The organism is Nocardioides marinquilinus, from assembly GCF_039543705.1.
In the GTDB taxonomy this organism is placed as follows: Bacteria; Actinomycetota; Actinomycetes; order Propionibacteriales; family Nocardioidaceae; genus Nocardioides; species Nocardioides marinquilinus.
The window spans coordinates 1-500 of the sequence record NZ_BAABKG010000021.1 but is presented as its reverse complement, the minus strand read 5'-3'; the positions used below and the strand labels follow the sequence as shown (position 1 = coordinate 500).

The 500-nt window shown below is 44.6% G+C and carries 1 protein-coding gene; it reads left to right on the top strand.

The genetic code is table 11. The features are described from left to right. A partial coding sequence (locus tag ABEA04_RS22995) for a TraR/DksA family transcriptional regulator (protein WP_345464716.1) occupies nt 1-366 on the top strand: 366 nt, incomplete at its 5' end. Between the last annotated feature and the right edge of the window lie 134 nt (nt 367-500).

Genomic DNA, 500 nt, shown 5'->3' with positions numbered 1-500 from the left:
GTTTCGGTAAATGAAAAGAGATACCCACTTACCTTCGAAACGGTTGGAGAACTTGATGATGACCTAGTTCTTCAAGGTATCGATTTAAACCCAGTTTCGGCTACTTTGTTTGGTAGTATTGAGCGATTAGGTGAAATTAATATACTTGATCCAATTGAAATTGATTTATCAGAAATAGAAGAATTACAGCGCAACACAGCAATAAAAATGCGCCGCCTGAACCACCAGGCTATATCTGCCACTCATTGTTGTGAGTGTGGCGATCCGATAGATGAACGAAGACGCCTGGTCGTTCAGGGTTGTCGGACTTGTGCAAGTTGCCAGGAGGATCTGGAACTTATCAGTAAACAGAGAGGTTCGAAGTGAGCGAAATTAACTCTCAGGCACTGCGTGAAGCGGCAGAGCAGGCAATGCATGACGACTGGGGATTTGACGCAGACCTTTTCCATGAATTGGTAACACCATCGATTGTGCTGGAACTGCTGGATGAACGGGAAAGA